The following is a 23,442-nucleotide window of genomic DNA, read 5'->3' on the forward strand; positions in this document are numbered from 1 at the left end:
TCGGCGCGGTGGGCCGGTGCCGCGGCGCTCCCCGGGTGGCCCTATCGCGATCGCCGCGATGAGCGGAAAGTGCGATTGCTCCCCGGCCGGGTGTGATCCGCTGCTACGAACGGGCTACGCCGTCGCCAGGTGGCCGCATGGCGGAAACGTAGCCCCTATGGTCACCGATAAGGGTGTTGCGGAGGGGACATGCGTCGCAACAAGACGGTTTCTGCGGTGACCGGGGACGCCGGCCCCGACGGCGCGCGGCTGCTGCGGGAGCTGCACGACGCGATCGGGCCCGCGCTCACCGGGATGGCGTTCGGCCTGCGGGCGGCGCGCAACCTGGTCGGCCGCGACCCCGAGTCGGCCGCGCGGCTGCTGGCGCAGCTGGAGGAGGAGCTGCACGGGGCCATCTGCGACCTGCGCGGGCTGACCGACGGCGCTCCCCCCGACGTGCTCGACCGGGTGGGCCTGGTGGAGGCGATCCGCAGGCACGCGATCGCGTTGAGCGGCCACGTGTCCGGCTCCGGCACACCCCTGAGCATCGACGTGCAGGCGCGCGGGAACATGACCGTGCTGACGCTGCCGGTGCAGGTGGCCACCTACCGCGTGGTGTGCGAGGCGCTGAGCAACATGGCCAGGCACTCCCGCGCGCGCACCTGCGTCGTGCTCATCCGGACCGACGACGAGCGCGACGGGGAGCTGAACGTGGAAGTGGTCGACGACGGCATCGGGGTCCCGTGGCGCGACGCGGACCCGTGGCGCGGGGTGGGGCTGGCGTCGATGCGGACCAGGGTCACCGAGCTCGGCGGCCAGTGGTCGATCGAGCCGGGGGTCCCGGTGGGCACCAGGGTGGTGGCGACCTTCCCGCTCGGCTCGGGCTGAGCCGCCGTGCGCCGGGTGCTCATCGTCGACGACCACGCGACGTTCCGGCTCGGGCTCGGCGCGCTGCTGCAGACCGTGCCCGGCGTGCAGGTGGTCGGCGAGGCGGACCGGGGGCAGGCCGCGGTGGCGATGGCCGCGTCGCTGCGCCCGGACGTGGTGGTGATGGACCTGCACATGCCCGATGTGGACGGGGTGGCCGCGACCGAGCGGATCGTGCGCGCGCGCCCGGAGACCGCGGTGCTGGTGCTGACCATGGACGACGACGGCGAGGCGGTGTTCGCCGCGATCCGCGCCGGGGCGGGCGGGTACCTGCTCAAGACCGCGGGCCAGGACGAGATCGTGCGCGCCATCCACGCGGTCGCCGACGGGGACCTGATCTTCGGTGGCCCGGTGGCGGCGCGGGTGCGCGCGATGGTCGCCAACAACCCCGCCCCCGCGGGCGACCTCACGGGACTGACCGCCCGCGAGCGCGAGGTGCTGACGATGATCGTGCGCGGCGAGGGCAACGCGGTGATCGCCAGGCACCTGGTGGTGAGCCCGAAGACGGTGCGCAACCACATCACCCGGATCTTCCGCAAGCTCGACGTCGTCGACCGCGCCGACGCGATCCGCAAGGGCCACGCGGCCGGCCTGCGGTGAAACCGTCGTGGTCCCCCTCGACCGTGGGACCGGCGTGGGACCAGTCCCCGGCGATCGGGACCAATGGGGACAGCCGGTCACTTCTCGCCCATCCGGCCGAGCGGGAGGATATGTGCTATCGGACACATCCCAGGGAGGAGATCGACGAGGATGATCACCGACCCGATCCCGGTCGTGCTGCACGCGATGGACGTCATCACCAGGGCGGGGGTGGACGCGGCACTGCGCGCCCGCCCCGAGATCCGGCTGACCGCCGAGGAGGTCCTGCCCGCCCCCGACGCCGCCGACCGCTCGGTGGCGCTGGTGGTGGCCGAGACCTGGGACACCGCCACCCAGGCCCTGTTCCGCAAGCTCCAGGTCCAGGGCAGGCGCCGGGTCGTGCTGGTCGCCGGGGAGATCGACAACTCCCAACTCCTGGAAGCCGTCGGCATCGGCGTCGCCGCCGTCATCCGCCGCGCCGAGGCCACCCCGGAAACCCTGGTCCGCCTCATCGAGGCCACCTCAGCGGGCGACGGCACCCTCCCCCCGGACCTACTGGCCCGCCTGCTCGACCGCGTCTCCCGCCTGCAACGCCAGGTCCTCAACCCGCGCGGCTGGGACCTGGCCGGGGTGTCGGCCCGCGAGGCCGAGGTCCTGCGCATGGTCGCCGAGGGCATGGAAACCCGCGAGATAGCCGAACAGCTCTGCTACTCCCAGCGCACCGTCAAGGGAATCCTGCACGACATCACCAGCCGCTTCCAACTCCGCAACCGAGCCCACGCGGTCGCCTTCGCCCTCCGGGAGGGCCTGATCTGACAGGGTTTTCTCGCGCGTGCGGGGCGGCGGATACGTATCCGCCGCCCCGCTGCGCTTTCCCTGCCGCGCCTTCCCAGCCGTGCCTTCCCAGCCGTGCCTTCCCAGCCGTGCTTTCCTGCCTGCTGCCTGGCGCGCGCCCATTGGCCAGGAAGACCCGCACCGCAATGATCTGCCCGTCCCGCCCTCTCTCGCGCCTCCCCCGCAGCCTGGACTTTCACCCGGTTCAGCGACAGAAGTTATCCACATCTGGATCTTCAGCGCCCTGTTTCAAGATCGACTGTCGGTGGGTCCCGATAGACTGGCACTGGGACGCCCCCCGGTGAGGGTGGGGGCTGGGCGGGGTCCTCGCGGGCGCGCGAGGCGGGGGTTCGGGGGCTTGGGCGAGGCGGGGATTTCGTTGCTGTGGTTGGGGTTTCAGGGCTTCGGGGGTCGAGGGCGGGCTTTCGAGTCGCGCGTGGGCTTGGCCCTGGCGGGCCGCGTCGAGGGCCAAGCCCACCGCGGAGGGGTCAGCCCTCGATGCGGCCCGACAGGGCGATGGCGGGGGTGCAGTTGCCCTTCTCCGGTGGGTTCTGGCAGCTGACCGCCAGGGTGATGGCCTCCCCGCTGGTGAAGACGAGGGGTTGGACCCAGTGGTGGTCGAGGTCGCGGAAGTTGCCGAGGCCGAACTCGAACATCAGGGAGCGGCCGTCGGGGGTGCGGCGGACGACGCGCATGGTGCCGATGTCGGCTCGGGGGTTCTGCAGGATGAGGTCGGTGATCTGGAGGGTCTTGTTCTCCGGGACCACGAAGTCGAACTCGCGGAAGCGGCGGACGTCGGCGTCGATGGGGGCGTCGGCGGCGATGCGGCGGTCGAAGGGGGCGGTGGCGGGCGCGGGGGGCGGGGTGGGGGTGCGGGGGGGGGCGACGGGGTCCGACGCCGGGGGTTGGGCCGGGTCGACGCCTTGGGCGCGCAGGGCCCGGTCGGAGCCGGTCTTGGCCTCGCCGGCTTGTTGCTTGGCGGCGCCCGCGTCCTGTTGGGCGGCTTGGGCGACCTGCTTGACCTCGGCGGCCTGCTTGGCGGCGGCGTCGGAGGCGGCCGAGCGCACCGCGGGCTTGAACACGGTGAACCACAGCGCGATGATCGCCAGCAGGAACGCCAGCAGCACGGCCAGCGCGGGCAGCACCCACTTGGGCAGCAACTGCCGCTGCACGTACACCCCGTCGGCCACCACCACGGCCCCACCGACCGGCGTCACCGTGACCTTGAACGGCCGCCGCACCGGTTGCCCCCGCAGGAACCGGCGCGGCGGCCGGACCCGCAGCCGCACGTACGCGGTGGTGCCCGGCTCCAGGGTCACCTCCGTGTGCCGGAAGTCGAACGACAGGTCCGCCTCCGGGTCGACCGCGGCGAGCACGACCGGGGTGGCCTGGTTGCCCCGGTTGTCCACCGCCACCTCGAAGGTCGCCCCCGAGGCGCCCTCCACCTTGGCCGGGACGATCTCCGCGGTCACCTCGCCGAACGCGGCGATGTCGAGTTCGCCCTCGGCCATCACCGAGCCCTCGGGATCCTCCTGGGCGAACACCCGCACCCCGAACGGCACCACGCCCGCGGTGACGTCCGCGGTGCGCGGTGGCGCGAAGGTGACGGTGACGGTGGTCGACTCGTCGGGCAGCAGGTTGACCGAGTTCGGGGTCACCGTCGCCCACGGCGCGGGTGGGCCGATCACGTCGACGGTGAAGTGGTCGACGACGGCACCGGCGTTGCGGATCACCACGGTGGTGGTGGTCTGCTGGCCCGCCTGGACCGCGAGGGTCGGGGTGGTCATCGTGGCGGAGGCACCCATGGCCGGGCTCCTTCCTTCGTGCTGGAACGGGGATCGGGGCAGGTCAGCGCAGGACGAACGTGCGGGGGTCCCCGCGCAGCACGAACGCGACCGGTTTGAGCGAGCGGATCATCACGACGTACTGGCCGGTGGCGACCCGGCCGAAGGCCGGGCCGGTCACCGGGTCGGCGGCGAGCAGCCTCGGCCCGAGGACGTCCTTGTGGAACACCAGGACCTGGGCCTGGAAGGTGCCGTCCGGCCGGACCGGCACCAGGCCGGGGGTCTCGGAGATGCCGGTGTCCCAGCTGAGCCGGACGGTGGCGCCGGGCGGGAAGTCGGTGCCGATGGCGTTGGTCACCGCGCCCTGCGGCCCCGCGGTCGGGTCGACCCGCAGCACCGGCTGCCGCACGACGACCCGACCCGTGGCGGTGTTGTCGGCCGGGTCGATGTCCGGCCCGGTAGTGCTAACGGTCGCCGTCACCGGTATGTCGACGGCCGTGGTGGCGATGTAAGCGGCCTGGACTTGCACCACCTGTCCAGGCGCCAGAGTGCCGAGAACACAGGCGACCGGACATCCGGCAGGTGTCCCCGCGGCCAACCCCGCGGGGGCGGGCGCGGTCAGCCGCACCCCTGGCATCGGCACCGGACCGCCGTTGCGCACGGTGTAGGTGACGGTCACGGGTAGTCCGCCGACGTACCCAGGTGACGGGTCGGCAGTAAGACCGACCGAGAGTGCCCCTTGCGGTACCGGGGCCTTGGTGACGACTAGCTCGGCGCGATCGGTCACCGGTGGGTTGACCCCGTCATCCACCGTCAGCGCCAACGTGTAGGTGCCCGACTCGGCGCAGGTGACCAAAGTGGACAGTTCGCCGACCGCGGTGAAGGTGCACGGCGGTTCCGGCGACGTGTCGGTCGGCGGCTCTACCGACCAGGTGGTGTCCAGTTCCGGACTGTCCGGGTCGTCGACCGTGCCGACAATGGCGATCGCGGTGTCTTCCTGCCCGGTGTAAGGACCACCCGCGTCGACCTTGGGCCCCGCGTTGCGTAGCACCAATGTGGTGCTCGACGGCTCGGCTTCACTGATGCCGTCCGAGCCCTCTAGCGTCAAGACGTACGTGCCGTACCGGTCACACCGCACGGTCGTGGTCATGTCCTCGGGGTCAGCGATCTCGCACTCGGCGGAGTCGTCGGTGCCCGGCGCGGGCGAGATCGACCACGTGGTGATCCGGTTGGGCCCGTCGGTGTCGGTGAACGTCCCCGCGATGGGGATGTCGGTGTCCTGCAACCCGTCGTAAGGGCCACCGGCGTCGACCACTGGCGGCCTGTTGATGGTGATGTCGCGGCACCGGGTGGCGCTGCCGTTGCCGTAGAGGTCCTTGCCGCGCGCGGTCACGCACAACCGGTGGCCACCGGGGGCGAGGTTGTTCACAGTGGTCTCGTAAGGCGTGCTGTACGGGCCGCTGTGCGGGAGCCCGTCGACGTCGATCCGCCGCTCCGGCCCGCCGTCGACGGTCAGGAACACCCCGTCCAGCGACGACCTGACCACACCGGGCAGCACGTCGGGCAACGTGGTCGGGTCGAGGATCGTGTCGCACCCGCCGTGGGTCTGGTACCCGATGTAGGCCAGCGTCGTCGGGTCGCTCGCCGCGCCGCACACGGCGTCCACCCCGACGGCGAAGGTGCGGAAGACGATGGTGTCGGTGATCGGTTCGAGCGCCCCCTGCACGGAGCCGCCGTTGTTGAGCCCGTCGGACATGAACACGATCAGCTTGTTGCGCTGCGGCATGGCGGCGGCGACCCGCTTGGCCTCGGTGACCGCCCGCGGGAAGTTGGTGTAGTCCACGTTGATCCCGACCGGGGTGAACTGGCCGATCCCGCCCTCGCCGTCGCTGTTCTCGCCGTCGTCGTCGTTGTCCAGCGACATCAGGACGGTCGTGGTGTCGGGCGCGCCGTCGTGGTTGGCGTCGGTGCCGGGTGCGACGTACTCGGTGAGCGGGTTGTCGTACACCTCCGGCGGGCTCAGGTCGGCCGCCCGCGCCGTGGTGGCGAAGGCGACGACCGCGACGGACCCGACCGACCCCTCCAGCGCGGCTTGGTGCAGCAGTCCGGTACCCGCGGTGATCTCGCACCGCAGGATGGTGCTCGGCGCGCACGTCGTGTTGGTGCTGCCGGAGATGTCGACCACCAGCACCAGCGCGGTGTCCGGCGGCAGCGAGCTGTCCCCGACCGCCGCGGTCCCGCGCAGCGTGAGCGGACCCGGCCCCAGCACAGCGCCGTCGGCGGGTTCGCTGATCGAGACCGTCACCGTCGTCGGCCGCTGCTGCGCCACGGCCACCGACCCGGGGACGAACGCCACCGCCCCGACCACCAGCGCCGCGGCGGCCGCCCTGCTCGCCACCCGCGCCCCTATCCCCCGCATCGCCGGGCCCCCCGCCGCGTCATCGTTGCTCGAACAGTTCGATCTCGGACATCGCCACGTCCAGGCCCTGCAACGACCGGTGCACCTCGACGACGTGGATCTCGACCTGTGTGGCACCCGCGCTGCCGCCGATCTCCACCGTCTGCGGGTCGGGGGTGTCGGCCAGCGGCACGTCGAAGGTCTTGCCGGTGGAGTAGACGAGGTGCAGCTTCGCGGGCCGGTGGGTGGCCTGGAACGCGGCCGGGTCGCCGACGCGCACGATGGCGCGGCGCAGGTCGACCGGCTGGGCGAAGGTGAACACCAGCACCGGCTCGGTGGCCCCGGTCGGCGCGGCCCAGTAGGTGTTCTTGGCGTTGTCGGCGACCAGCACGGCCTCGTGGCCGGGGGTGGCGGCGGTGGCGGTCACCTTGGTCGGGCGGACCGGGGTGAGCTGGGTGCCGAACTGGCGCTCCACCCACTTGCGGCCGTCGGTGATCTCCTTGTTCACCGAGCTGCGGAACCCCGGGATGATGCCGTAGAGGACGGCGAGCACCGCGAGGATCGCCAGGAACACCCGGCGTATCCACCGCCAGACCGCGGCGAGGGTGCCGCGGCGGCGGGGTTTGCGCGGCTTGCGCTCCCGATCGCCGCCGCGCCACCACTTCCACCACGGCGGCTTCACCGGCTCCGGCTCGTCGAGCGGCCGACCGCAGCCCATGCACAGCTTGCGGGTCACCGGGTTCCTGGTGCGGCAGCCGACGCAGATGAGGTCGTCCTCGGCGAGCACGCGGGGTTCGGCGCCCTGGGCCTTGGCCCGCAGCGGTCTGGCGTCGGCGGGCTGCTGGGCGCCGAACTGGGTGGGCGGGCCGGGCGAGGTCGGGGTGGGCGGGCCGGGCGAGGTCGGAGTGGGCGGGGTGGGCGGCTCGGCGGACTGCTGCGGTCCGATCGGGTCCGGCGTCACCACCCCGCTCGGGCCGACGGGCGCGGCGACCCTGGCCGACTCGACCACCGCCGCGGGCTGGGCGGTCGGCGCCGCCGTGGCCTGCTGCTCGGCGTCGGTGCCCGACCAGTCGAGGAAGCTGCCGCAGCCCGGGCAGAACCGGGTGGTGCCCGCCGAGCGCTCCCCGCACTTCGCGCAGACGATCATCACGTGCTCCCCTGGGTGTTCCCGGCGGGCGGCCCGCCGACGACTTCGACGGTGACCCGCAGGTGCACCGGGACCGACTCGGTCACCGCGGCCCGCACCGCGGCGACGTCCACCGCGCCGGGGTCGGCGACCCGCACCAGCACCCGCACCTCGCCGGGGTCGGCGCCGGGCAGCGGGCCACCGTGCTCGGCGCGCACCACGCAGCCGCCGCTGTCGGTGATCTCGACCTGCCCGCCGGTCAGCAGTTCCAACTGCCTGCCGATCCCGGCGGCGGTGCCGCGCCTGCGGTGGGTGCCGACGGCGGCGCCGACCAGGTCGCGGCGCTGGCGCGGGCTCCAGCCCTCGTCGGACTCCAGCGCGACCCAGGTGCACAGCCAGTCCAGGAAGTCCGGGGCGGCCAGGTCGGGGTCGAGGTAGTCGGCGAAGGAGTCCAGCACCGCGAACAGCGGCGCGATGACCTCGTCCAGCGCGGCGGTGAAGCGCTGGGTGAAGTCGTTCTCGGCGTAGATCGCGGGCAGCCGGTCGCCGATCGGGTGGCGGACCGGGACGTCCGCTGACGCGGTGCGCACGCCTTCAGCTCCTCGTCACTCTGACCTGGTGCCCGTAGGAGAACACCAGGGCGTCGGGTGGGATGTCGATGCGCTTGACGATGTCGCCGCGGGCGCCGGTGACCGGGTCGGCGGCGAAGAGCAGCACGCTCTCCACCATCTCCACCCCGGACAGCCGTTGCAGCACCGCGAACATCTCGCCTTCCTGCACCGGTCTGCCGAACGGCCAACCGTCGCCGTCCGGGCCGCCGGTGACCGGGTTGAGGTAGTCGTGCAGCGCCTGGGTGGCGCGCGCGGCGAGGGTGTCGGAGACGACCTTGGGGCGGGCCCGCAGCTGCGCCACGACGGTGATGCCCTGGTAGAACGGCGGTTCGACGACGACCCTGGCGCCCAGGCAGCGCCGGGCCTCAAGAGCGCGTTCGACGTCGGCGCGCATCCGGTCGGGCAGCTTGAGCGAGGCGAACGCCAGCTCCCCGGCATCCGGGACGCCGGGGACGACCAGCACCCTGACCCCGTTGGGGCTGCTCGGGTCCGTGGCGCAGCGGACCCGGGCGACCTGCGGGGACGCGCTCCTGGTGAGCGCCTCGTAGTCCTGGGCGGTGACGGCGCGGTCGAGGGTGCGCAGGGTCAGCGGGCCGCGGATGGCCGCGTCGGTGACCGACTCGCCGTCCACTCCCCCACTGGCGGGCCGGTGGTTGGTGACACCGCTGACGAACGGGACCGGGTCGCGCAGCACCGCCAGCATGCCCCGGGCGACGTTGCCGCCACGGCCGCCGCCGGTGCGGTACTGGGGGACACGGATCGCGGCGGCTTTCGCTGGAACGGCGCCGTAGTAGCGGAACGCGCCGTCGGGCTGGCGGATCGCGGGGCCGAACACGATCTCGCCCGCGACCCGGTCGACGGTGAAATGCCGGTCGTCGGGGCCGGAGTCGGCGAACGAGCCGACCTCGGTCCACTCCTGCCAGCCGTCGTCGGCGCCGATCTCCACGGCCAGCGGGTCGCCCGCGACGACCGGGCGGCGGGCGAGCGGGAACCGTTGCCCCGGAACACCCTCGGACACCCCGACGACCTCGTCGCGCACAACCTCGGCGTGCACGGCGAACCCGGTGGCGCCGACGGTCGACGCCGTGACGGTCCGCAGGGTCGGTGACGCCTGGTAGAACGGCTGCCCCGGCTCGGGAGCGGTGGCGCGGCACCGGATCCAGCCCGCGCGGTGCACGCCGACCACCGAGGCCGCGTGGTTCTCCGGCAGGTGCAGCTCGACGTCACCCGCGGTGTTGAACCCGCCGGTGGTGTCGTGGGCGACCTGGCAGGGCGCCCACCGGTCGCCGTCCCACGCCTCCCAGGCCAGCGGCGGGTCCTTCGGGTCGATGCCGACCCCCTCGACCTGGCACTGCATCCGCAGCAGCACCAAGCCACCCGGCACCGGGTCGGAGAGTCCGAAGTAGATGGTGTCGTCCGGCCGCGGGCTGGTGCCGAACAGCAGCGGGTTGCGGTCGTCGACGATGTCGTCGGTGCGGTCCACCGGCGGCCGGTCACCGGAAGACGTGGCCAGCCTGGTCCAGGTGCACGGCCGGATCTCCACGGTGCGCTCCAGGGTGAACACCACCGGGTCGGACACCTCGGTGCGCTGGGTGACCACCTGGCTGCCCGCCTGCACGAACACCGGGTTCTCCTGCGGCGCCGACAACCGGAACGTGGCGGGCACCCGCGCCGCGGCGGGCGGGAACAGGGTGACGCCGATCAGGTCGAGGAACCGCAGGTAGGACCGCTCCGGGATCCGGTTCACCCGGTAGATCAGCTGGTCGACCATGAACGCGAAGGTCTCGATCAGCGTCACGCCGGGGTCGGAGACGTTGTGGTCGGACCACTCCGGGCAGCGCTGCTGCACCCGCCGCTTGGCCTCGTCGACGAGGTCCTGGAAGCGGCGGTCGTCCAGGTTCGGGATCGGGATGCCCATCAGAGGTCCTCCCGCGCCGACGAGGACAGGGCGCGGTGCTCGGCGCCCGGCAGCCCCGGGGTGTGCTCGGGTGGCGGCGCGACCGGGTCGTGCTGCGGGATGACGTAGAACGGGAACACCAGGTTGCGCGGGTCGTTGCGGTCGCGCAGCGTGTAGCGGATGTCGATGAGCAGCATGCCGTCGTCGACCGCGTCGAACCCCACCACCACGTCGTCGAGGGTGATCCGCGGCTCCCACCGCTCCAGCGAGATCCGCACCTCGTAGGCGAGTTGGCCCGCGGTGGCGGCGTCCGCCGGGGCGAACACCAGGTCGTGGATGGCGCAGCCGAACTCCGGGCGCATCGGCCGCTCCCCCGGCGAGGTGCCCAGGATCAACCGGATGCTCTCCACGATCTCCCGGTCCCCGCCGACCAGCGCCACCGACCCGGTCGCGTCGGTGCGCACCGGGAACGCCAGGCCCCTGCCGATGAACTCCACGTCACCCTCCGATCAGGACAGTCGGGCAGCCGACGATGATCGGCGCGCCGCACCCGGACATGTCACCCATCCTGGCCGCGGGCTTGCCGCCGATCAGCACCGTCGGGCAACCGGGCGGGATGATCGGGGTCGGCGGGTGCGGTGGCGGCGGCGGGAACGAGCAGGCGTGCATGTCGCCGACCGTGGCCGCCGGTTTGCCGCCGATCAGCACGGTCGGCACCCCGGGCCCGGTGACGGTGCCCGGATGCCCGGTGGGATCCCCGATCCGCGCCGCTGGCGGCATGTCGCCCCTCCCCTGCTCGTCGATCCTCGTCCGGTAGATCCCGACCCGGTCGATCTTGACTCAGTTGATCTTGACTCAGTTGATCTTGACTCAGTTGATCTTGACTCAGTTGATCTTGACGATGCCGCCGCGGACGGTGACCGCGCCGCTGGCGCTGAACTCGGCCTGTCCCTGGCCCTTGACCGCCACGGTGGCGCCCTCGGCGGTGAACTCGGTGGTGGCCTTGACCTTCACCGTCTGACCGTTGAGCTGCAACGGCCCCTGCCCGGCGTCGACGGTGATGCCGTTGGTGGCCTTCACCGAGATCTCCTTGCCGCTGGTGATCTCGATGATCTGCTTGGTCTGGTCCAGCCTGATGACGAACCTGCCGTCGCCGGTGGCGATGGTGATGCCGTCGGCCTCGACGAACTCGAACTTGTGCGCCTTGCGGGAGACGAACCCGCGCACCGCGACCTCACCGGATCCCCCGTCCAGCACGGGTTTGCTGAACTTGGGCACGGTGTCCTTGCCGTTGTGCAGCGAGCCGAGCACGAACGGGGCGTCGAAGTCGCCGTGGTCGAAGCCGACCACCACCTCGTCGCCCACCTCGGGCAGCATCATCGCGCCGCGGTCCTTGCCCGCGCCCCACTCGGTCATCCGCGCCCAGCCGCTGGTGTAGTCCTCCGCGAGCCAGGGAAAGGTGACCTTGACCCGGCCCAGTCTCGCCGGGTCCCGCACGTCGCTGACGATGCCGGTGACGAGCCCGCCGTGGCCGCCGCTGCCGCCGCGCCCGCCGGAGGCCAGGCCGTAGAAGGAGCGTTCCTGCTTGCCGGAGACGGAGAACTCGGTGGTGTAGCCGACCTCGTCGCTGAACAGGTGCTTGGTGTTGGTGAGGGTGTACTTGCCCGCGAACGGCTCGCCGACGTTGGCCAGCGACACCTGGGCGCCCGCGCGCAGCTTCGGGTTGCCCTTGGCGACGCCGTCGAGTTCCACGCAGGCGCTGCCGAACTCGTCGGCCAGCCCCTTGGCCATCGCGGTCGCCGCGCCCTGGGTGCCGTTGGTCGTGGTGGCCACCAGCGGCGGGCTGCCGAACCCGGAGGCGAGCTTGACCGGGTCGGCGCCGGAGACCTCGACGCCCGCGTGCTTGGGGGTCTCGGTGGCGGTGATCGCCTGCTTGGCCTGCACGTCCCAGCCGCGCACCTCCACCTTCGGCACCTGCTCGGCGGCGGTCACCCCGGCGCGCAGCGACAGCAGGTTGCGGTGCGCCTCCAGCACCAGCGGGTCGGTGGCGGCCTTCGCGGACTGGTCCGGCGCGGCGGCGGGCTGCTCGGGCAACCGGAAGTCCAGTTTCTTGTCCACCACGGCGATCTGCGCGCCGACCGCGTCGGCCAGGCGGGACAGGAACTCCCAGTCGCTGACGTTGTCCTGGCCGAACTGGGTGTGCGGGGTGCCGCCGTAGCCCTTGACGTCGTCGATCTTGCCCGCTTGCAGGCCCGCCCTGGTGGTGACCTTGCGGACCACGTCGGCCACGGTCATCTCCGGGTACACCGCGACCCGCCTGCCCCGGAACAGCCGGTGCGCGTGGTCGTAGCCGCGGACCTCGGTGAAGGTGCCGGTGCGGTCGAGGTCCAGGCCCACCGCGGTGACCTCGCCGCTCATCAACGGCTGCGGGCCACCGGGGTCGGCGGTCTGCACCTTCAGCTCCACCGGCGCGCCGACCTTGAACCCGGCCTTGCTCAGCACCACCCCGCCCGGGTCGCGGAAGCGCAGCACGAACATGTCCGGCAGGTTCCTGCTGTCGTCGACGTAGGCCACCGCCAACATGGCCTTGACGTCGGCGGGCAGCGGCTGCCCGTTGACGGCCACGACCAGCGAGTTGGCGAAGCTCTCATTGGCCACGGGAGATCTCCTCCAGCGCGGGCACCCGCAGCCGGGTGCCCGGTCGCAGCACCATCGGGTCGTCGATGTCGTTGAGCTCGGCGATGTCGCGCCAGAACCGCGGGTCGCCGTAGGCGGTGAACGCCACCGACTGCAACGTGTCGCCCGCGACGAGGGTGTGCGTCGAGCGGACCGCGCGGGTGCCGGAGGTGGGGTTCTGCCCGGCCTGCTCGCCGGAGATCTCCTCCAGGTTGACGGTGCACACCGCGCGGACCGGGACCCCGGCCGGGGTGAACAGGGTGTACTTGGCGGTGACGCTGGCGACGTAGGCGGGGAACCCGGTCATCCCGCCCCACTTGAACACCACCCACGGCGGCGAGCCCTTGCCGCTCTGCCTGCTCTCCTCGGTGGCCACGCAGCAGCCGAAGACCTGCTCGACGGTCTTGACCACCTTGTCGTCCATGGTGTCGGTGGCGTCGAGGAACATCTCCAGGGCCAGCTTCACCGGGTCGGCGCCCTTGAACTCCGGCGGCCCGCTCTTCTTGGCGTTGCGCTGCTCGTCGCGCTTCCACTTGGCGTTCTTCGACAGCGACAGTTCCTTGGGGTTGAACTGGAACGGGATGTCGAACATCAGCGCGCCCGGCTTGGCGGTGCTGCCCGCCTGCGGTGGTTTGTGCACCGAGAGCTTGGCGCGCTGCAGGTTCGGCGGCGCGCCCGCGCCGTAGTTGGCCGAGGCGGGCGACCCGGCGGAGGTGAAGGTGATCGGGGAGCCCATCACGCCCCCCGGCCGAGGAACCCGTGGTGGGCGAGCTCCAGCGTCTCGGTCGCCACCTTCGGCGAGTCGGCGGACAGCTGCGGCCCGGTCCAGCGCACCGGCACCACGTCGACCAGCGACCAGCGCGCGATCACCTTGCCCGCCAGCGTCCTGGCCTCGATGGTGGCGGTCTTGCGCCGGATGCCGCCCGCCATGCCCGCGATCCACGCGGTGACCTTCGCGCTGTCGGCGGTGACCGGCCGGGAGAACTTCACGTTGCCGTACTTGATCCTGGTCGGCAGCTGCCAGACGAACCCGTTGTTGCCGCCCTCCTCGCGCTGCTCCATGACGAACTCGCAGCCGAGCCCGTCGCAACTGCTGAACGCGCCGAGGCTCTCGTCGTCGATCTTGACGACGTAGCAGACGGCGACGGCCTCCTCGATGCTGGTCATCACGCCCCCCTCGCTCTCAACGCCACCGGTCGGTCACCCGGCCGCGGCGTTCGCGGTCGAGCCGCAGCTCGGTCTTGAGCTTGCGCAGCAACGGGTCGAACAGCTTGCGCACCAGCTCCTCCGGAACGGTCTCCGGCGGCGCCCCTGCCGCGGGCGCCGCCGTGGACACCGCCGCGGGGGCGGGTGCCTGGGCCACCGGGGGTGGCGCCGCCTCGGGTGTCGGGGCGGGCTCGGGCTCCGGTGGTGGTGCTGGTGGGTCGTCCACCCGCTGGACGGCGGGGACGAGGTCGACGCGCCGCACGCCCTGCTGGACCGTTGTCGGCGGCGCGGCGGTGGGTAACTCCGGGGCGCGCCGCACGGCGGGCGGATCGGGTCGGGTGGGGTACTGCCTGGGGATCATCGGGGTACCGAGGGTCGGCACGTCACTTGGCGCGGGCGTGGGGTCGACGGCCCGGGAGACGGGGACGACCTGGAGGTCCTGGTGCGGCGCCGGGACGAGCAGGCCCGGGGACTCCTGCAGGGTCGATACGTCGCTCGACGCGGGCGCGGGGTCCACGGCCCGGGACACCGGGACGACTTGGAGGTCCTGGTGCGGCGCCGGGACGAGCAGGCCCGGGGACTCCTGCAGGGTCGATACGTCGCTCGACGCGGGCGCGGGGTCCACGGCCCGGGACACCGGGACGACTTGGAGGTCCTGGTGCGGTGTCGGGACGAGCAAGCCCGGGGAGTGCTGGAGGGTCGGCACGTCACTCGGCGCGGGCATGGGGTCCACGGTCCGGGAGACCGAGACGACATGGTTCGGCGCCGGGACGAGCGGGCGCGTGGAGTCCTGGGGGGTCGGCCGTTCGATCGGCGCCCCGAGCCCGAGCCGCCGCTGGACCACCGGGGCGGCCGGGTGTTCGGACCCGACGACCTGCCGCTGGATCGGCGCACCGAGCCCGAGCGGCTGGATGACCGGGTGGTCGGCGATCGAGTGGTCGGCGATCGAGTGGTCGGCGATCGAGTGGCCCGCTGACGAGTGGCCTGTGGTCGAGTGCCCGCCTGCCGAGTGCTCGGCGCCCGGGTGCTCGGTGATCGAGCGACCCAGGGTGGGGAGGTCCGCTGCCGAGTGCTCGGCTGCCCAGTGGTCCGCGCCCGAGTGCTCGGCAGTCGAACGACTCACCGTCGGAAGATCCGCGGCCAGGTGGTCCGCGGTCGACCGCCCGCCCGCCGAGTGCCCCGTGCCCGAGTGGGACGCGATCGAGTGCTCAGTGATCGACCGACCCACCGTCGAGCGATCCGCCGCCAGGTGGCCCGCAGGCCCTGGCTCGCCCCCCGCCTGGTGCTCCGCGCCCGAGTGCTCGGTGATCGAGCGACCCAGGGTCGGGAGATCCGCTGCCAAGTCGCCCGCGGCCGAGTGCCCCGTACCCGAATGGGCCGCGGTCGAGTGCTCGGCAGTCGAACGACTCACCGTCGGAAGATCCGCGGTTGACTGCCCGGCTGCCGAGTGCCCCGTGCCCAAGTGGGACGCGGTCGAGTGCTCAGCGATCGAACGGCTCACTGTCGAAAGATCCGCGGCCGAATCGCCCGCGGTCGACCGCTCGCCTGCCCAGTGCTCCGCGCCGGAGTGCTCAGTGATCGACCGACCCGCCGTCGGGCGATCCGCGGCGGAATGGCCCACGGCCGAGTGCCCGCCTGCCGAGTGGCCCGTGCCCGAGTGCTCAGTAGTCGAACGGCTCACCGTCGGGAGATCCGCTGCCGAGTCACCCGCGGCCGACCGCCCGCCTGTCGAGTGCCCCGCGCCCAACTGGGACGCGGCCGAGAGCTCGGAAGTCAAGCGGCCCACCGTCGGGAGATCCGCAGCCAAATCACCCGCAGTCGGCTGGCCGCCCGCCGAGTGTCCGGTGGCCAAGTGGGACGCGGCGGAGTGCTCGGTGGCCGAGCGGCTCACCGTCGCGAGGTCATCGCCGGCGGTCGATCGCTCGCCCGCCCAGTGGCCCGTGCCCGAGTGCTCGGCAGTCGAACGGCTCACGGTTGGGAGATCCGCTGCCGAGTCACCGACGGTCGCCCGCCCGCCCGCCCCGTGGCCCGTGGCAAGGTGGGACGCGGCCGAGTGCTCGGTGGCCGAGCGGCTCACCGTCGGGAAGTCCGTTGCCGAGTCACCTGCGGTCGACTGCCCGCCCGCCGAGTGGCCCGTGCCCAAGTGGGACGCGGCCGAGAGTTCGGCAGTCGAACGGCTCACGGTCGGGAAGTCCGCTGCCGAGTCACCTGCGGTCGACCGCTCGCCTGCCCAGTGCTCCGCGCCCGGGTGAGCCGCTGCCGAGTGCTCAGTGATCGACCGGCCCATCGTCGGGCGATCCGCGGACAAGTGGTCCGCGGCCCCCTGCTCGCCTGGCGAGTGGTGCTCGGCGGCCGAGCGGCTCACCTTCGGGAGGTCCGCTGCCGAGTGGCCTGCGCCCAAGTGGTCGGTCGCCGAGTGCTCGGTGGTCGAGTAGTCGGTGGTCGAGCGGCCCACCGTGGGGAGGCCGGAGCCGGTGTGGTCCGGGCCCGTGTGGGGGTCGGAGTGGTCGGCGGTGGGGTCCGCGGAGGTGATCGGGCGGTCCCAGCCGGTGTCCTCCGGTGTGCCGTGGTCCTGAGTCGCGGTGCTTTCGGCGGCGTGGTGCAGCCGGGACACGTCCGTGGATTCCGCGTGGGGCACCAGGACGGGCGGCGCGCCCGCCTCAACCGCTCGCTGAACCGATTGCGTGACGGCGAGATCCCCACCATCCACCAACGGCCGCACGCCTTGGACCGACGCCCCCGTCGGCGTGACCGGCAGATCCCCGTGCGGCCCCACGGCCGTGTCCGACAGCCCACCGCCCGTCAGCAGTGGCCGCTCGCCGTCCGCACCGGCCCCCTCGCCCTGCACCAACGGCGGCGCGCCCCCAGACCATCCAGCACCCGAGACATCCCCCGCACCCGTCGCCTCCGACCGGGTCGCCGGCAGACCCCCACCGTCCACTATCGACCGCACGTCCCCAGACTGCCCAGCGCCCAGCGCATCCCCAGTGCGCTGAACCACCTCCGACCCCGTGACCGGCAAGTCCCCGCCATCCACCAGCGGCCGCGCGCCAGCCCCAGTGCGCTGGGCCGCGGTTGCCTCGGGCGGGCTGGTCGACCGCACCGGAGCCGACTCGGCCGCCCGCTGGACCACCGGGCGATCCAGCTGTGTCAACGCATCCGTCGCACTGTCCACACTCGACGCTGGAGCCTCGACCGACCGCTGCGCGGCAGGCGGGTCCGATTCGGGCACGACGGGCAGCCACACCGTCGGTCGAAACCCCGCCGGGTCCCGCCCGGGCGTGGCGAGCGGCAGGTCGACCGGGGTCAGCACGTCGGCCACCCCGCCGGGTTCCGACTCCCCCACCCGGTGCGCGAGCGGGCGCAGCATCGACGGGTTCTGCCAGGCCGTGAGCCCGGAGCTGAACCGCTGCACCGGGTTGACCACCGGGTGCTCGGGCACCACCCGCTGGATCGGGGGCAGCGCGCGCCAGTCCGCCCGCACCACGGGTGGGGCTTCAGGGGCGGGTTTGCGTCGCCACGGCCACATCGAACGCGTTCACCGTCCCTGCGTGATCCTGGTGTTGATGCGGGCGATCTCGGCCACGTAGCGCAGCCGGTCGGGGTGTTCGAGGTCGAGGATGTCCTCGAGCGGCCAGTGGAAGTGGTAGGCGACGTACGCGACCTCCTCGTGCAGGCGGTCGGCCGCGTACGTCACGATTCCCCCAGGCGCCCACCGGAGACGTCGACGGCGAAGCCGTGGCCGCACTGCGGGCACTGGACCCCCGCCCTGGTGTGGCCCTCGCTGTTGACCCTGCGGTAGAGGTCCTGCAGGAACGCCAGGTCGGCGGCGAACAGGTTCTCGATGACCCCGGCGTGCACGTCGGTGACGTCGCCGATTCGGGTCACCACCCTGGCCAACAGCACCACGGTCAGGTAGGCGGCGTTCTCCCGCACCCGGTCGTCGCGCAGCGGGACCAGCTCGTCGCGGGCGGTGGCCAGGCGCATGGTGCCCGCTTGGTGCACGACCCCGGCGTCGTCGACGTAGCCGCGGGGCAGTTCGAAGGCGAACTCGGTGCGCAGCTCCCGCCGCGGCTCGGTCGGCCGCGGCGGGTCGGCGACGCCCGCCATCGATCGGCGCACGGCTACTCGACTTCCATCTGCTCGTAGGTGACCACGAGCTTCTCGGTGAGCACGCTGGTGTCGCCCGCCTTGAGGGAGCCGATCTCCAGGGTCTTGGGCCAGGCGTTGGTCAGCTTGTAGCGCTTGATGGGCTGGCCCTCGTAGTCGTAGACGATGATCGCCCCGCCCTTGCGCGCGTCGGCCATCTTGCCGAAGTGGGCGTCCTTGACCCACTTCTCGAAGCTGGTGTCGCCGGTGAGGCCGCGGGTGAGGGTGACCTCGCCCGCCTTGGGGCGCCCCGGCAGCTTCTTGATGACGTACTTGCCGTCGGCGGTGTTCTGCTTGAGCTCGATCACGTCCTGTTCCATCTTCAGGCCGCTGACCTCGTTGATGCTCTTGATCTGGATGCCGTCGACCTCAAGGCCGAAGGAGTGGCCGACCGAGGTGTCGAGATCGGGGAGTGCCATCTGCTTCTCGCCTTCCGGTTACTCGTTGACCAGGCTGGTGCCACCGGACAGCTGCGCGAGCCGGAACACCACGAACTCGGCGGGCTTCACCGGGGCGACCCCGATCTCGCACACCACGTGCCCGGCGTCGATGCTCTCGGCCGGGTTGGTCTCCTGGTCGCACTTGACGTAGAACGCCTCGTCCGGGGTGTTGCCGAACAGCGCGCCCTTGCGCCACTCGTTGACCAGGAACGCGCTGATGGTGCGGCGGATGCGCGCCCACAGCGCGTCGTCGTTGGGCTCGAACACGACCCACTGGGTGCCGTTGAGGATGGACTCCTCGAGGTAGTTGAACAGCCGCCGGACGTTGAGGTAGCGCCAGTCGGTGTCGCTGGAGAGGGTGCGCGCGCCCCAGACGCGGATGCCGCGGCCGGTGAAGGAGCGCAGCACGTTGACACCGATCGGGTTCAGCAGCGCCTGCTCGGCCTGGGTGACACCGCTCTGCAGGGCGAGCACGCCGCGCACGACCTCGTTGGCGGGAGCCTTGTGCACGCCGCGGGTGCCGTCGTTGCGCGCCCACACACCGGAGAGGTGACCGCTGGGCGGGACGAACACGGTGCCCTCGCCCGCGGGGTCGGCGACCTTGATCCACGGGTAGTAGAGGGCTCCGTAGCGGGTGTCGTAGTTGACCTCGTCGCGCCACTGCTTGACGCCCTGCGGGGTCAGTCCCGGTGGGGCGTCGAGGATCGCCATCCGGTCGCCCATCAGCTCGGCGTGGGCGATCATCGCGGTCTGCACGGCGCGGACGCCGTCGAGGTCGATCAGGTCGCGCTCGTAGAGGCCCATCAGGTCGGGCACGGCCACCATGGTGACCTCGTCGACGATCTCCAGTCCGCCGAAGCCGGTGCGGTCGGCGACGTCGCCGACGATGTCATCGGCGCGGATGGCCTCGGCCGGCGCGGAAGGCGGCGCGGCAAGCACGACGGTTCCCCGGTCGGGCTTGGCGAGCTGGCCGCTCGCGACCTCCTCGACGGTGATCAGCGCCGACTTCTCGCGCACGACGGTGACGACGTTCTCCTTGCCGCGCTTGGTGGTCGCGGTGTGCGTCTCGACGACCTTGCCGCCCTGCTTGACCACGAGGGTGAACCGGTCCTCCGGCGCGCCCTCCTCGGTCGGGTGGGTCACCTCGACGGTGATCTCCTCGGCGCGGCCACCCGGCAGCTGCTTCGCCGCGATCCGGTAGTTGCCGATCTCGGCCTGCGCGGGCGGCGGGGCGGACCCGTTGCCGTTGCCGCCGTTGCGGCTGCCCGCGCCGACCCGCACGACGTAGGCGGTGCTGCCCCCGTTGAGGAAGTAGCCGAAGACGGCTTGCGCCAGGTACCCGCCCTCCAGGAAACCGCCGAAGGTCTGGGTGAACTGCCCCCAGTTGGTGACCAACGTCGGCTCGTCGTGCGGACCGCGCTCGGCGAGCCCGACAAAGGCGGCGACGGCGGTCCCGACTCCCTCGATCGGCCGAGACCCCGACTCCACCTCCTCGACGTACACACCCGGCGAGAGGTAATTGGGCATGACCTGCCTCCAAGGAGTCGACCGCTGACAGAACCGATACTGGCCGCGCGCCCCACTGCCTCCCAGGGCCTCCCGACGGCGCCGGGGGGTAACACCGGTTGCCCGAAGAGGCAGCCGAGGAACACCGCCACCCCGGCCGGACGCCCCGCGCAGATCAGGCAGCCGCTGAGCCGCCGTCCAAGCCGCCCGACACGGCCACCCCCCGCTACCCTCCGAACGCGACAGTCCCCACCCCTCGAACAGGCCGCCCACCCGCGTCATCCATCCACAAGGCCCCGAACCATCCACAAGCCCAGCCAGTCCCCTATTGACAAGCAGCCCGGTTCGATAGGTTCAGAGATGGGCCCCCGGCCCCCGGGAGGGTGGGCCCCGGCCGCGGAGTTGATCTTGATCGGCGGCGGGTCGGGGTGGGTCCACGGACGGCTCGCGATGGGCGGCTCGCCGGGGTTCACGGTGGGCGAACATCCCTTCCGCACGGACCACGGCCATCCACAAGCCCACCTCGGCACCGAGTGGGGCCTGCCTCCCCGGTCGGGTCGACCTCAGCCCGCCATGGCGACGTCGTGGTAGCGGCCGAACTCGCGTTCCAGGCAGAGGCGGCCGAGTTTGCGGTATTCCCTGGCCACGGCGCCGACCAGGCGGGCCATGGAGACGGGTTCGGCGGCGTCGGCGGAGAGGTAGGCGGCGGTGATGGCGGCGGAGCGGATGTGGCCGCCCGCCAGTTCGAAGGAGTCGGCGAGGAAATCGAGGTCGAGGTCGTCGCCGCGGGGCAGGGCGGTGCCCAGGCAGCGGTCCCAGAGCTGTCGGCGCAGCCGCTCGTCGGGCACCGGGAAGTCGACGACGACGTCGAGCCTGCGGGTGAACGCCTCGTCGAGGTTGGCGCGCAGGTTGGTCGAGAGCAGCGCGATGCCCTCGAAGGTCTCCATGCGCTGCAACAGGTACGCGCTCTCGATGTTGGCGTAGCGGTCGTGCGCGTCGCGGACCTCGGAGCGTTTGCCGAAGATCGCGTCGGCCTCGTCGAAGAGCAGGACGCCGTTGACGCCCGCGGCCTCGGCGAAGATCCGCTCCAGGTTCTTCTCGGTCTCGCCGACGTACTTGTCCACCACAGTCGCCAGGTTGACCGTGTAGAGGTCCATGCCCAGCGAGCCCGCGATGACCTCAGCCGACATGGTCTTACCGGTACCGGAGTCCCCCGCCATAAGACCCGTGACACCCCTACCGCGCCCCGCCCCAGGACGCATACGCCACTCGTCGAGGACACGGTCGCGGTGGCGGGCACGGGCGGCGAGTTCGTGCAGACCCATGAGGATCGGTTCGGGCAGCACGAGGTCTTCCCAACCGACGGCGGGTTCGATGCGGCGCGCGAGCCGTTGCAGGCCCGCGGCGTTCTGGCCGCGCGCGCCCGCCCGGAGGTGTTCGGCGCGGACAGCGCTACCGGACGCGACGGCGGCCAGTTCGGCGGCGTGCGCGGCGTGCCGGATCTGGCCGGGGCCGAGTACGAAGTGGGCGGTGACCTCACCGGGGTCGGTGTCGGGGGCGAGCCTGCCCGCGAGGCTGGCGCGCCAGATGGCCGTGCGAGTGGCGGCGGTGAGCGGGCGGAGGTCGTGTTGGACCGGCGGCATGGGGCTCCACCTGGGGTCCCACACCGCGGTCCCGTGCAGCACGGTCGGTACGGCGGGGTGCGAGAGCCTGCTGAGGGGCAGCGGGGTGCCGTCCGCGTCGATCGGGCCGATGACGATGCCCGCGCCGCGCAGGAGTGCCTCGCGCAGCAAAGCGCGGGCGATGTCCTCGGGGTGGTCGCCGGGGAGTCGGCTGGTGTCGACGGTCAGGGCGGCGAAGCCCGCCTCGGCGAGGGCAGCCGCCGCGGTTTCCCTTGCACCGCACCCGGGTTGCTCGCGCAGGTAGACCGACCGGACGCCGCCCGCGAAGGCCCTGGCGAGCAGTTCGGTGCCCGGTAGCGCGTCGAACTCGGTGGTGACGGCGGCGAACCCGGTGACGCCGGGGTCCAGTCGGGTGTCACCAAGCAGGTGGGCCACGACGCGGTCGGGTACGCGCAGTGAGCGGGACAGCAGGGGTCGGTCGCGGTCGTCGACGACGAGCAGACCGGAGGTGATGAGCGGGGCGTCGGCGTCGAGCCTGGCCCTGGCCGGGGCGGACGCCTCGGGGACACCGCACAGGCGCAGGGCGAGTCCGACGCTGGCTCTACGGCGGGTGACGTCGTCGTTGAGGTAGCCGTAGAACTGCTCGAAGCGGCTGTCGATGTCGGGGGCCACGGCGATGAGCAGCAGCTCGGTGTCCAGTGGGCTAAGAGGCACCAGACTGGTCAAGCGGTCGGACAAGCCTGACGGGTCGAGGTCGCCGGGTAGCGGGAACGGTGAGCGGCTGTCGGCGAACAGCGCGTCTATGGCTTCCTCGGACAGGTAGAGCCCACGGAATGGGTCGTCCGGGTTGGGGTCACCGGCGCGTCTTAGCGCTACGGCATCACGGATGCGTTGCTCTAAGGCTGCTAGACGGTCGAACAAGTGCACAACGCTGGTGTCGGTCACTGCTGCCCCCTCCGGACCCTGGTCATCGCGACCCGCTCCGGCACGTGGCCGGGTGTGCTGTCTTGGGGCACGTTGTGCGCGACCGCGTGATCGCCGCCGACCTCCAGGCGGACACCCTCGCTGGCGGGTGGGCCTGCCGGGAAGACGCGTCCGGTCTCCATAGGCGCGGACACGACGATGTCGAGTGACGGCTTGAGTTCGCCACCCAGCGCGGACCACACATCGGCGAAGGCACGGTCCTCTGGCGGCGGAAGGGCGACCGTCATCGGGAGGGGGAGACCGAGGCTGGCGAGGGTGCCTTCGAGGAGTTCGGCCGGGATCGCCTCATAGCGCAGGAATCGACTCAAGAGGGACGACAGGAGTCTGTGCTCGTCTTCCGGTCGTTGGGTCCACGCGGTGACGAGGTAAGAGAGCTTGAAGTAGCGGGGTGGCATGTGGCGGGCGGTGACCACGCCGTCGGTGTACTCGTTGTGCAGCCCGCGTTGCCTACGGCGCATGTCCTCGCGCACGTCGTAGAGGTAGACGTTGACGGTGGGCGCGTTGCGGCGCGACGCCCAGTCCTTGGTCGGCGCCTCGAACGCGACGTCCACGTCCCCGCCGAGCAGGGCGTCGTCGCGGACCAACCGCCGCAGGCACAGGTCGACCTCGTGAATCACCGCGCCTCCCGCGTGTGCTGACCTGCGGTCGACTATCGCGCGCCGGGGTCGGCGCGGACACCCGCGCCGCGCCGTCCGTGGGGGAACGGGCGGCTTCCCCAACGGGC

21 protein-coding genes are annotated in these 23,442 nt (G+C 72.1%); 4 read left to right on the forward strand and 17 right to left on the reverse strand.

Annotated features, from left to right (window positions below):
- The first annotated feature begins 216 nt into the window (after window positions 1-216).
- The 3 genes from CLV68_RS21515 (at window position 217) to CLV68_RS21525 (ending at window position 2,301) form a co-directional block, all read left to right on the forward strand.
- Complete coding sequence (locus tag CLV68_RS21515) at window positions 217-867, forward strand: sensor histidine kinase (protein ID WP_246010031.1); 651 nt, start codon at window positions 217-219, stop codon at window positions 865-867.
- Between the two features lie 6 nt (window positions 868-873).
- Window positions 874-1,506: a response regulator gene (locus CLV68_RS21520; RefSeq protein ID WP_121392705.1), complete on the forward strand. Its 633-nt coding sequence runs from the start codon at window positions 874-876 to the stop codon at window positions 1,504-1,506.
- A gap of 150 nt (window positions 1,507-1,656) precedes the next feature.
- A complete protein-coding gene (locus CLV68_RS21525) occupies window positions 1,657-2,301 on the forward strand; it encodes a helix-turn-helix transcriptional regulator (protein WP_092774532.1) in 645 nt (214 codons plus the stop codon).
- 506 nt (window positions 2,302-2,807) lie between these two features.
- Here the strand turns inward: CLV68_RS21525 and CLV68_RS21530 are convergent.
- From CLV68_RS21530 to CLV68_RS34130, 11 genes are all read right to left on the reverse strand, one after another.
- Window positions 2,808-4,124 (reverse strand): COG1470 family protein, encoded by a 1,317-nt coding sequence (locus CLV68_RS21530; protein WP_170224505.1) that lies wholly within the window; start codon window positions 4,122-4,124, stop codon window positions 2,808-2,810.
- 43 nt (window positions 4,125-4,167) lie between these two features.
- Window positions 4,168-6,501, reverse strand: coding sequence for a DUF11 domain-containing protein (locus tag CLV68_RS21535; RefSeq protein ID WP_121392706.1), 2,334 nt, complete (start codon window positions 6,499-6,501; stop codon window positions 4,168-4,170).
- Between the two features lie 40 nt (window positions 6,502-6,541).
- Window positions 6,542-7,648, reverse strand: coding sequence for an NADase-type glycan-binding domain-containing protein (locus CLV68_RS34125; RefSeq protein WP_170224506.1), 1,107 nt, complete (start codon window positions 7,646-7,648; stop codon window positions 6,542-6,544).
- Window positions 7,648-8,217 (reverse strand): phage tail protein, encoded by a 570-nt coding sequence (locus CLV68_RS21545; protein ID WP_121392707.1) that lies wholly within the window; start codon window positions 8,215-8,217, stop codon window positions 7,648-7,650. Before CLV68_RS21545 ends, CLV68_RS34125 begins: the two co-directional genes overlap by 1 nt.
- Before the next feature lie 4 nt (window positions 8,218-8,221).
- On the reverse strand, window positions 8,222-10,156 hold the full coding sequence (locus tag CLV68_RS21550; protein ID WP_121392708.1) for a putative baseplate assembly protein: 1,935 nt from the start codon (window positions 10,154-10,156) through the stop codon (window positions 8,222-8,224).
- Window positions 10,156-10,632, reverse strand: a complete 477-nt coding sequence (locus CLV68_RS21555; protein ID WP_121392709.1) for a GPW/gp25 family protein — start codon at window positions 10,630-10,632, stop codon at window positions 10,156-10,158. Before CLV68_RS21555 ends, CLV68_RS21550 begins: the two co-directional genes overlap by 1 nt.
- Before the next feature lies 1 nt (window position 10,633).
- Complete coding sequence (locus CLV68_RS21560) at window positions 10,634-10,915, reverse strand: PAAR domain-containing protein (protein ID WP_121392710.1); 282 nt, start codon at window positions 10,913-10,915, stop codon at window positions 10,634-10,636.
- 105 nt (window positions 10,916-11,020) lie between these two features.
- Complete coding sequence (locus CLV68_RS21565) at window positions 11,021-12,793, reverse strand: VgrG-related protein (RefSeq protein ID WP_121392711.1); 1,773 nt, start codon at window positions 12,791-12,793, stop codon at window positions 11,021-11,023.
- A complete protein-coding gene (locus CLV68_RS21570; protein ID WP_121392712.1) occupies window positions 12,783-13,547 on the reverse strand; it encodes a CIS tube protein in 765 nt (254 codons plus the stop codon). The genes CLV68_RS21565 and CLV68_RS21570 overlap by 11 nt, the downstream gene beginning before the upstream one ends.
- Window positions 13,547-13,978, reverse strand: a complete 432-nt coding sequence (locus CLV68_RS21575) for a phage tail protein (protein ID WP_092774524.1) — start codon at window positions 13,976-13,978, stop codon at window positions 13,547-13,549. Before CLV68_RS21575 ends, CLV68_RS21570 begins: the two co-directional genes overlap by 1 nt.
- Before the next feature lie 16 nt (window positions 13,979-13,994).
- Entirely contained in the window at window positions 13,995-15,140 is a 1,146-nt protein-coding gene (locus CLV68_RS34130; RefSeq protein ID WP_170224507.1) for a hypothetical protein, read from the reverse strand.
- Between the two features lie 907 nt (window positions 15,141-16,047).
- On the opposite strand from CLV68_RS34130, the gene CLV68_RS33455 reads away from it, so the two are divergent.
- Window positions 16,048-16,269 (forward strand): hypothetical protein, encoded by a 222-nt coding sequence (locus CLV68_RS33455; protein ID WP_147460098.1) that lies wholly within the window; start codon window positions 16,048-16,050, stop codon window positions 16,267-16,269.
- Window positions 16,270-17,555: 1,286 nt separating this feature from the next.
- On the opposite strand, the gene CLV68_RS21585 is transcribed toward CLV68_RS33455, so the two are convergent.
- The 6 genes from CLV68_RS21585 to CLV68_RS21610 form a co-directional block, all read right to left on the reverse strand.
- On the reverse strand, window positions 17,556-17,714 hold the full coding sequence (locus tag CLV68_RS21585) for a DUF6760 family protein (RefSeq protein ID WP_092774522.1): 159 nt from the start codon (window positions 17,712-17,714) through the stop codon (window positions 17,556-17,558).
- Window positions 17,711-18,139 (reverse strand): hypothetical protein, encoded by a 429-nt coding sequence (locus tag CLV68_RS21590; protein WP_121392713.1) that lies wholly within the window; start codon window positions 18,137-18,139, stop codon window positions 17,711-17,713. Before CLV68_RS21590 ends, CLV68_RS21585 begins: the two co-directional genes overlap by 4 nt.
- Window positions 18,140-18,141: 2 nt before the next feature.
- A complete protein-coding gene (locus CLV68_RS21595) occupies window positions 18,142-18,585 on the reverse strand; it encodes a phage tail protein (RefSeq protein ID WP_092774521.1) in 444 nt (147 codons plus the stop codon).
- Window positions 18,586-18,603: 18 nt separating this feature from the next.
- Complete coding sequence (locus tag CLV68_RS21600; protein ID WP_121392714.1) at window positions 18,604-20,133, reverse strand: phage tail sheath family protein; 1,530 nt, start codon at window positions 20,131-20,133, stop codon at window positions 18,604-18,606.
- Between the two features lie 542 nt (window positions 20,134-20,675).
- A complete protein-coding gene (locus CLV68_RS21605) occupies window positions 20,676-22,679 on the reverse strand; it encodes an ATP-binding protein (protein WP_121392715.1) in 2,004 nt (667 codons plus the stop codon).
- Window positions 22,676-23,335: a Pvc16 family protein gene (locus CLV68_RS21610; RefSeq protein WP_092774518.1), complete on the reverse strand. Its 660-nt coding sequence runs from the start codon at window positions 23,333-23,335 to the stop codon at window positions 22,676-22,678. The genes CLV68_RS21605 and CLV68_RS21610 overlap by 4 nt, the downstream gene beginning before the upstream one ends.
- Window positions 23,336-23,442: the final 107 nt, after the last annotated feature.

The sequence above is a fragment of the Actinokineospora cianjurensis genome (genome assembly GCF_003663795.1).
GTDB lineage: Bacteria > Actinomycetota > Actinomycetes > Mycobacteriales > Pseudonocardiaceae > Actinokineospora > Actinokineospora terrae.